This window comes from Myxococcus sp. AB025B (genome assembly GCF_006518215.1).
GTDB classification, from domain to species: Bacteria; Myxococcota; Myxococcia; order Myxococcales; family Myxococcaceae; genus Myxococcus; species Myxococcus fulvus.
The window spans coordinates 1-9,153 of record NZ_SRLW01000359.1; the positions used below are offsets into that span (position 1 = coordinate 1).

7 protein-coding genes and 1 riboswitch are annotated in these 9,153 nt (G+C 68.7%); of the genes, 4 read left to right on the forward strand and 3 right to left on the reverse strand.

What is annotated here, in order from left to right; translation table 11 throughout:
* Positions 1-113: 113 nt before the first annotated feature.
* Positions 114-1,430 carry a hypothetical protein gene (locus FL311_RS37500; RefSeq protein ID WP_141332474.1) on the reverse strand — a complete coding sequence of 439 codons (1,317 nt, stop codon included), beginning with the start codon at positions 1,428-1,430 and terminating at the stop codon, positions 114-116.
* A 123-nt stretch (positions 1,431-1,553) separates the two neighbouring features.
* On the opposite strand from FL311_RS37500, the gene FL311_RS37505 reads away from it, so the two are divergent.
* Positions 1,554-1,886, forward strand: a complete 333-nt coding sequence (locus tag FL311_RS37505; RefSeq protein ID WP_046712414.1) for a MazG nucleotide pyrophosphohydrolase domain-containing protein — start codon at positions 1,554-1,556, stop codon at positions 1,884-1,886.
* Between the two features lie 34 nt (positions 1,887-1,920).
* On the opposite strand, the gene FL311_RS37510 is transcribed toward FL311_RS37505, so the two are convergent.
* Positions 1,921-3,480: a M57 family metalloprotease gene (locus FL311_RS37510; RefSeq protein WP_228557341.1), complete on the reverse strand. Its 1,560-nt coding sequence runs from the start codon at positions 3,478-3,480 to the stop codon at positions 1,921-1,923.
* A 264-nt stretch (positions 3,481-3,744) separates the two neighbouring features.
* On the opposite strand from FL311_RS37510, the gene FL311_RS37515 reads away from it, so the two are divergent.
* The 3 genes from FL311_RS37515 (at position 3,745) to ahcY (ending at position 7,766) form a co-directional block, all read left to right on the forward strand.
* Positions 3,745-5,376, forward strand: a complete 1,632-nt coding sequence (locus tag FL311_RS37515) for a peptide-N4-asparagine amidase (RefSeq protein WP_141332476.1) — start codon at positions 3,745-3,747, stop codon at positions 5,374-5,376.
* A gap of 80 nt (positions 5,377-5,456) precedes the next feature.
* Positions 5,457-5,993, forward strand: a complete 537-nt coding sequence (locus tag FL311_RS37520) for a hypothetical protein (RefSeq protein ID WP_141332477.1) — start codon at positions 5,457-5,459, stop codon at positions 5,991-5,993.
* 184 nt (positions 5,994-6,177) lie between these two features.
* Positions 6,178-6,245: riboswitch (S-adenosyl-L-homocysteine riboswitch) on the forward strand.
* Positions 6,246-6,335: 90 nt separating this feature from the next.
* Positions 6,336-7,766 (forward strand): adenosylhomocysteinase, encoded by a 1,431-nt coding sequence (gene ahcY / locus FL311_RS37525; RefSeq protein WP_141332478.1) that lies wholly within the window; start codon positions 6,336-6,338, stop codon positions 7,764-7,766.
* A gap of 66 nt (positions 7,767-7,832) precedes the next feature.
* On the opposite strand, the gene FL311_RS37530 is transcribed toward ahcY, so the two are convergent.
* Positions 7,833-8,906 (reverse strand): hypothetical protein, encoded by a 1,074-nt coding sequence (locus FL311_RS37530; RefSeq protein ID WP_141332479.1) that lies wholly within the window; start codon positions 8,904-8,906, stop codon positions 7,833-7,835.
* Positions 8,907-9,153 lie beyond the last annotated feature (247 nt).

Below are 9,153 nucleotides of genomic sequence, written 5' to 3' on the forward strand. Positions count from 1 at the left end.
CTTCGGCATCGTCGGATGTCCTCCTGTGGCTCAACCCGCCAGCAACCTCCCCTCCCATCGACCATCAGTCACCCGGCGGTCCCCCTGCTTGTCTGCTCACTCGCTGCTCAGGATCAGATCCACACCCCCTCCATGACGGTGACGGGCACCGTGGCCGCTGGCGTGGCGATGCGCGCCCAGATGACGCCCTTGTCCTGCATGCAGTCGGCGCCGGTGCACATGTTGGACGGGAAATGGTGGATGCCGCCCTCGAGAATCTGCCGCGAGGACAGCAACACCAGCCCCGTCGTCTCCGTGGGTGGCTGGAAGATGTCGTCGTTCAGCTCCGTGACGGCCTGCATCGGAGGCAGCGACTCGGCGGCGCGCAGCTCGTTGACCTTCTCGACGAGCTCTCCTCGCTCATGGGACATCCAGATCTCAGAGATGCAGACGACCTCCTTCTTGTAGATCTTCGCGGCGACGGTGTCGATCTCCCCCGAGCCCCCGTCGGGGACCCAGAACGTCGCGTCCGGCATCTGCCCCACGTTCCACATCGTGAAGCTCAAGGGGATGGGGATGTGCTCCCGCAGCTCGAGCGTCTCCCAGGTTGCGGGCAGCAGACCGTTGGGAGGCTGGTTCTTCGCGTTGAAGAAGATGCCGCCGCCCACCCGCTGCGTGGCGCCCGCCGTCATGCCGGGGCTGCTCTGGAGCGCGAGGCCCAGCTTGCGGACCGCCGACGACAAGGGCTCGCTGCCGACGATGGGCGGCACGCTGCTGCGCAGCTTCACCGAGAACTCGATGTGCACGCGGGAGGGGTCCGCGCTCGGCGTCGTCACCAGGGCGGTGGTGGCCCAGGCCTGGTTGGGCGCCGACAGCCCCGTCCACCCGTTCGCGTTGTTGCCCATCTGCTGCGTCAGCGCGGTGTTCCCGTTGGGACCGGTGGAATAGCGGAACCGCAGGTGGCGGTCCTCGGAGCGCGGTCCGCTCGCGCCGGGGACCTGGTTGATGGTGGCGTCGCGCTGGGCATCGAGCCAGACATCGATGAAGCCAGACGCCTCCAGGAAGTTCCCGTTGGCGTCCTTGGGCCGAGGCAGGCGCAGGCCGATGAACAGCGTCTGGGAGAGGCAGGGGTTGGTCTGGACCGAGGGAATCCCGCCCGCCTGGGGCATCCCGAAGTTGCACTCCTCGGGGGTGTACTCGGCGTTGTCGCTGACGAGCAGGTACAGCTCGCCGTTGGGCCCGCCATTCACATAGTCCTGCAGCGGGAACTTCTTGCCGTCCGCGTACTCCATCGGCGCGACCCAGCCGTCCGTCGTGGGCTGGGTGCACGGCTCGCCGGGACTGCAATGGACCGCCGCGTCCTGGGGCGGAAGCCGGGTGACATGGGGCGCCGCCACGGCCCAGGTCGGCAGGAGACTGGCCAGGGCCAGCAGGAATGCACCGCGTTGCATGAGACCTCCGGGTGTTGTGCCCCAGAGGTACGAAGGCCTCCGCGGATCTTCCCGCGGCATTTCGACGCGGACCTCTGCTTCCCAGGGGTTGACGCCCGCCGCCCGGTGATTGAAGACGGGGGGATGATTGAACTTCCCCCCGGCGCCTCCATGAAGGACTACCAGCGCTACATCCACGAGCTGGAAGCGATGCATGGCTGGCTGAAGCTGGACCTGGTCCACAACTGCTTCCTCATGGGTGAGGAGGTCGGCGAGGTGTTCAAGGCCGTCCGCCGCCACGAGAAGCTCTACGACGAGGGAAAGGGCACGCCGACCGAGGCGGCGCGCGCCCAGGTCGGCGAGGAGCTGGTCGATGTCTTCAACTACCTGGTCGCCATCGCCAACCGCGTCGGCGTGGACCTGGAGGAGGCCTTCCGCCAGAAGAACGAGCGCAACCAGCAACGCACCTGGACCTGAGGACGCTCCCTGAGCGCCCCAGGTCCAGGAAGCATCAGGGCTTGCCCAGGTTCGTCCAGGTGTTCGACACCGGGTCGTACCGCTCGATGGTGTCGTCCAGGTTCTGCGCGAGCAGGTAGCCGTTGGAGCTGAAGATCCTGCTCGCCGCGCCGTGGATGGAGTTCCACGCCGAGCCCGCGTACTTCATGATGAACGAGCCATCCGGACGCAGGCCGTACACGTCATTGCCCACGGCCACGAAGCTGCGGCCCGAGTAGCCGATGCTCGTCCACGTCGAGCCCCCGTCATGGCGCTGGATGAACGCCTTGTCGTTGGTGAGCCGGTACATCTTCGTCCCGCCGCCCACCAGCTCGCTGGCGCCGCCGCCCACCACGCTCCACGAGGAGCCCACGCCGCTGTAGAGCGCCGTGTAGTCGTCCTGCCACGGCCCCAGGCCGAACACTTGCGTCGTCGTGGCCGCGAAGCGCGAGCCGGGCCCGCCGATGGTCGTCCACACCCCGGTGGCCGCGTTGTAGCGGGCCACGTTGCCCGTCAGCTTGTCCGTGGCGCACAGCGCCCCCGCGCAGGCGAAGATCTGCCCCGCGGGTCCGCCGATGCCCACCCAGCTCGAGCCCAGGAACTGCACCGGAGAGCCGCCGCCCGGCGTCTGGCCATACAGCGTGTTGCCCACCGCGACGAACGCCTGGCCAGGGCCGCCCACCAACGTCCACACGAGCGCGTCGCGCCGGTAGAGGTCACCCGTCGAGCGCTTGCGCGCGTACACCGTGCCGCTGGACGTGCTCAGCACGTTGGTCGGCGCCTCATAGAGCGCCTGCGAGCCCTCCACGTCCCGCTGCGAGATGAAGTTCAGCGTGCGCGACGGATCCAACCACCCCGGCATCGACGGGTAGTGCATGGCGCCCCGGCCGTCGTAGCACGTCAGCGGCCGGTAGCTGCCCGTCATCACCATGCCGCAGCCCGACGCGGTGTCGTGCTCGTGCACGAAGCCCAGCGCGTGGCCGAACTCGTGCGTCAGCACGGCGATGAGCTCCGCATCCGTCCACGTCGACGTGGGCCCCAGCTCCAGGAAGCGCGTGGGCCGCGAGTACGTGGGGAACCCCATGCCCGCCGACAGGCCCGTGAAGGCGAAGTTGCGCTCGACGTTGTACTTCACCAGGTTGTTGTTGCGATTGCAGGTGGACGAGTCCAGCGCCTTCAAATGCACGAACTTCACGTTGGCCGCGCCCTCCCAGCCAGAGGCGGCGCGGTGCATGAACTCCACCACGCGGTCGTAGTCCGCGCCGAAGTCCGTGGGACGGATGCAGTAGGTGATGGCCTCGCGGTCCGCGCGGCTCCAGGCCGCGTCCGCCCCACCCACCCGGAAGACAGACAGCGCGTTGGGATTGTTCGTGAAGCTCTCCCAGTACCGGCGGACCTCCGCCAGGTCCTGCATCCGCATGTCCCCCTCGACCAGGAAGTGCCCCTCCTCCGTCGCGACGACGTTCTTCGCGCGCCAGGCCTCGAAGGCCGCCGTGGTCGCCGCCCCCGTGTCCGTGAGCGTCTCCTCCTGGGGCACGGGCGCCTCGGGCCCGCAGGCGCCCACCAACAGGGCCATCGTCGTCACGGCGAGCGTGGTCGTCCGCCAACCACGTTGGCGGGTGTGAGTCATTGTCTGCATATGGATTCCCCTGCGCTCCGGGACCGGCCCCGGGGTGTGTGGTGATGTCGCGGTGTCATCCTTCGCACCGCGAGCACTCAACGAACCCCGCGCGCGTTCTTCCCGCATTCCTTCAACGAACCACGTCCGCGCAGCCGCGCATTGCCCACGCCAGGGCAAAGTCCTATTATTCTTGAATTTCATTTTTAGAGAGGACAAGCCGTGAAGCCATTCCCTGGCAGTCTCGTCGCGGTGTTCCTGGTGGTGGGCGCCGCGTTGCCGGCGTGGGCCGTGGAGCCTCCGCCCGAGTTCGGCACGGACTGGGACGACCCACGCACCGCGGCGCCGCTCGTGGCGCGGCCGCCGACGCCGTCCTGCACCGTGCGCATCGTCGATGAGCGGTTCGACGACTTCACGCCCTTCACCGGCACCTTCACGCCGCCCGCGGAGTGCCCGGGCCCCTGGAGCAAGGTGGTGCTGCGTATGGAGGGCAAGGTGCAGGGCGTCCAGTACGACCGGCTGGGCCACCTGGAGGTGGGCGGCGTGACGATATTCAAGACGTCCACGCCCGAGCCCTCGCGCGAGGGCATCGCCTGGTCGGTGGAGAAGGACGTCACCGCCTATGCGTCGCTCCTCGCGCGGCCCCAGCCGGTGTGGATGCTCATCGGCAACGTGGTGAACGAGACGTACACGGGCGTGCTGGACGTGCAGGTGTACCTGACGTTCTACCCGGCCCAGGGGGGCCACTCGCCGGCCGCGAACCTGGCGAGCGACGTGCTCCCGCTCACCCAGCCGCGCCGCGAGGGCAGCGCGCTCGTCGGCGAGGTGACGGTGCCCCGAAACACCGCGCGCCTGGTCGCGGAGGTCTACGCCACGGGCTCCGGCGGCGGGTGCGAGGAGTTCTGGTACATCACCGCGCCCATCGTCGTGCCCTACTCGTGCCCCGCCGACAACGGCCCCTACCGCGAGGTCGTCATCGAGGTGGACGGCCGGGTGGCCGGCATCGCGATGCCCTTCCCCCACGTCTACACGGGTGGCTGGTCCAACCCCTTCCTCTGGTACGTGCTCCCCGCGCCCCGCGCCTTCAACATCCGCCCCATCCAGTACGACCTCACCCCGTTCGTGGGCCTGCTGACCGACGGCCAGCCGCACCAGCTCACCGTGCGTGTGCTCGGCGTGCCCGAGGGACGGCCGGGGTGGGACCTGCCCACCAACGTGCTCGTGTGGCGGGACGCGGGCACCGCGCGCGTCACCGGCGGGCTCCTCCAGCACGAGTTGGGGACACTGTCGAACGACTCGACGTACGCGCTGGTGGACGGCTGGCACCAGGTGGACACGCAGGGCGGCCACCACCTGAGGGTGTCCGGCTACCTGCGCACCTCGCGCGGCTGGGAGCTGACCACCGTGGAGCAGGACGTCTCCAACACCAGCATGCACCGCTGGGTGGGTGACCTGGAGAACCCGGACGAGCTCGTCGCCACATGGCGGGACACGAGCACCGTCACCGTCGTCGGCCGGGACGTGTTCCCCACGGTGAGCCGCTCCGACAAGCAGTTCGTGCTGGACGGACACATCGACGTGACGCCGGCCAACCGGCTCACCACCCGCATCACCGTGCGCGACGCGGAGAAGGCGCTCGGCGTCCGGGGGCTCCAGACGTGGGAGCACCGCGAGCTCGACGACGTCTTCACGGGCGAGGCCGCGTACAACCTGGGCGTGCCCCGCGCGCAGCGCAACGCGGTGGGGACCTCCACCCACCACTACCGGCTCGAGGGCCACCCCGGGGTGTGCCACGACCGGCGCATCTCCACCCGGAACGGCTTCGTCATCGAGGACGTCCAGGGCTGCGACTGAAAGCCCGGGAGCCCCCTGGACACCATGCGTGAGCGGAGGGCAGCATCCGGCCTTGCCCTCCAACCCCCGAAGGGGACTTCATGCCGTCGAAGAACGCTGGTGCCTCTCTGAAGGAAATCAACGACAACATCCGGAAGGCCTTTGCGCGGCGCGAGCGCTGGGCGCAGCTGTCCTCCCAGGTCTCCGACGCCCTGAAGGCCGCCGTCCAGAAGGCGAACGGCGAGGCCGGCCCCGCGTCCGACGGCGCCCTGTCCCTGTCCCTGGAGCAGGTGCCGCACTGGGATGACTCGCGCGCGTTCGAGGTCCGCTTCTCCGGCAAGGACATCGGCCTGGTGAAGAGCAACGGCGCGCCCGCGGGCCCCGTGCACGCGCACGGCGCCTCGCTGCGCATCGCCCCCCTGGTCAACGGCCTGGTGGGCGCCAGCTACACCCCCGGCTGGCTGACGCTGGGCGAGGAGCAGTACGGCGAGAAGCCGGAGCTGGCGCTGCTCGGCGTCTTCGAGCCCGAGGAGATCGCCAAGGCGGACCTGCTCGAGGACCTGCTCGCGCAGACCCTCACGCGCGCCGCCACGGACCACTGGGCCAGCGGCGGCTCGGTGCGCGCGTCGGGCAAGTAGTCCCTCCAGGGCGCGCGGGCGAGCGTCGGCCCCTGGCGCCGGCGCCGCCCCGCTCGGTCGCGGGGAGGGGCTCCCACCGCTGGCCACCCTGTAGGCCGGGTGTCGGGTGGAGCCCGCATGCATGCCCTCCGGGGCGGCAACTTCCCTTTGAAATTCGCCGGGCCTTCTCGTAGTTTGCCCCGGACTTCGAGGAGTGTTGCGAGGCCCCTGGCCCCAGGCTCGAAGGGAATGACCCAACGGCACTCACCTGTACGCGTGGCTTGCGAGGGTGGGTCCGTTTCCAGCGGCTCGGGCAGGACCTCGCCAGCACACGCGACGCAACCTGAACTCAGGAGACACGCCATGACCGCCGCCACGCAGACGCAGAAGCAGGACTACGCCATCGCCGACCTCGGCCTCGCCGGATGGGGCCGCCGGGAGATCAAGATCGCCGAGAGCGAGATGCCCGCGCTGATGGCCATCCGCGAGGAGTACGCCAAGCAGCAGCCGCTCAAGGGCGCTCGCGTCACCGGCTCGTTGCACATGACCATCCAGACGGCCGTGCTGGTGGAGACGCTCCAGGCGCTGGGCGCCGAGGTGCGTTGGGCGTCGTGCAACATCTTCTCCACGCAGGACCACGCCGCCGCCGCGCTGGTGGCCGCGGGCACGCCGGTGTTCGCGCACAAGGGCGAGTCCCTGAAGGAGTACTGGGAGTTCACCCACCGCATCTTCGACTTCGGCCCCGCGGGCAGCGACCACGAGGGTCCGAACATGATCCTGGACGACGGGGGTGACGCGACGCTGCTGATGCACCTGGGCAAGCGCGCGGAGAAGGACCCCAGCGTCCTGGCCAACCCCCAGAGCGAGGAGGAGCGGGAGCTGTACGCGTCCATCAAGGCGAAGCTGGCCCAGGACGCGACGTGGTACTCGCGCAAGGCGGCGAAGATCCTCGGCGTCACCGAGGAGACCACCACGGGCGTGCACCGCCTGCAGGAGATGTCCGCCAAGGGCACGCTGCTGTTCCGCGCCATCAACGTCAACGACAGCGTCACCAAGAGCAAGTTCGACAACCTGTACGGCTGCCGCGAGTCGCTGGTGGACGGCATCAAGCGCGCGACGGACGTGATGGTGGCGGGCAAGATCGCCGTCGTCGCGGGCTATGGCGATGTCGGCAAGGGCTCCGCGCAGGCGCTGCGCGCGCTGTCGGCCCAGGTGTGGGTGACGGAGATCGACCCCATCTGCGCGCTGCAGGCGGCGATGGAGGGCTACCGCGTCGTCACCATGGACTACGCGGCGGACAAGGCGGACATCTTCGTCACGGCCACGGGCAACAAGAGCGTCATCACCCACGACCACATGGCGAAGATGAAGGACCAGGCCATCGTGTGCAACATCGGCCACTTCGACAATGAGATCGAGGTCGCCTCCCTGGAGAAGTACCAGTGGGAGGAGATCAAGCCGCAGGTGGACCACATCATCTTCCCGGACGGCAAGCGCATCATCATGCTGGCCAAGGGCCGGTTGGTGAACCTGGGCTGCGGCACGGGTCACCCCAGCTACGTGATGTCCAGCTCGTTCGCGAACCAGACCATCGCGCAGATCGAGCTGTACTCGCACAGCGACAAGTACCAGGTGGGCAAGGTGTACGTGCTGCCCAAGCACCTGGACGAGAAGGTCGCCCGGCTGCAGCTCAAGAAGCTCAACGCGCAGCTCACCGAGCTGACGCCGGACCAGGCCGCGTACATCGGCGTCACGGTGTCCGGGCCGTTCAAGCAGGACACCTACCGCTACTAGTTCCCGGTCAGGTCGATGCCCGCGGGTGCCAGTCGTGGCCCCCGCGGGCGTCCCGACCGGAGGTGCTCAGGGCACCCAGTCCACCATCGTCCCGATGGTGAACGCGTCCGCCAGCGTCCCGTTGGTGGCCCGGGCCGTCAGCTTGCAGAGGGGTGAGGGCAGCGGCGTGGTCCACGTGTACCGCACCGAGCAGGACGTGGGCGTGGGGCTCGTCGCACAGGTGTCCGCGCCGCGCACCAGCGTGCCACACGGCGACCCTTCCGACATGTCCAGGGTCGCCGTCCGCGTGCCGTGCTGCGTGCCATAGTCCACGAAGAACTCCACCTGGAAGGTCCGGTTCGGCCCGACGAAGGGAAGGTTCGACACCGCGTCCTCACGCAGGAAGCGCCGCGGGGACAGGCCCTGCCCCTCCACCTGGATGGCGGTGACACGGGGGCGAGGAATGTAGGTCCCCACCACGAGCACCCCACCGACCGCCGGCCCTTCCACGTTCACCACCCTGCTGATCGACACCACCTGTCCTCGCGCGGTGGCGTGAACCTCGAGCTTGCACGGCCCGGGCAACATGTTGTGCCACGTCGTGTACGCCTCGTTCGGACGGGAGAACACGCCCGTCGGACAGTCGCTCGTCCACGCATAGGTGATGGGGTCTCCGTCCAGGTCGATGACAGACACGGCCAGCTCGATGGCATTGGTCGTATGGGCGGTGCCTGAGATGAACGCCGAACGGATGAAGGGAGGAATGTCCGGCTGCGGTGCGGGCGGAGTCACGTCCTGGAGGTTCATGAGGACGGTCACCGCGACCCCCTCGACCACGTCCACGGTGGCGGAGCCGGTGGCGACCAGCACGCGAGTCCCCGCGCTGTCCCGCACGTATCCCGCGGCCGTCAGCGTCTGCGTTCCCCCGGAGAGCATGAGCCCCCCCTCGTAGGTGTCCGACGCCGCCATGTAGCGCAGGGAGAAGGTGACATTGGCCGGCTGGGCGGTGACGTCCACGGTGTAGAGCCGACTGCCCGCCAGCCCCTGCACCGACACCCGCGTCTCACCTGGAGCAGGGTCCTCGGGGAGCCCCTCCCCTCCAGCACATGCCAGCAATTGAACGACGAGGATGCACGTGACGATGCTCCATGGCTTCGACATGGGTGGCTCCTTCGCTTTGTGAAGACAAACCAAGACAAGCCTATTCGTCCCCGGAGCGCGCTCCCAGTGATGCGGGGACGACCCAGGGATGTCTTGGTGAGCCGCATCGCTCGACGGGCCGGGTGTGGATCTGATCCTGAGCATCGCCTGAGCGAAAGGGCGGGTTGGCAGGAGCAGGCCGAGGCGTGGGAGAAATCCCGGCCATGGTGAAAGTGACGCTGGAAGTGCCCGAGGAGGTCGCCACGCT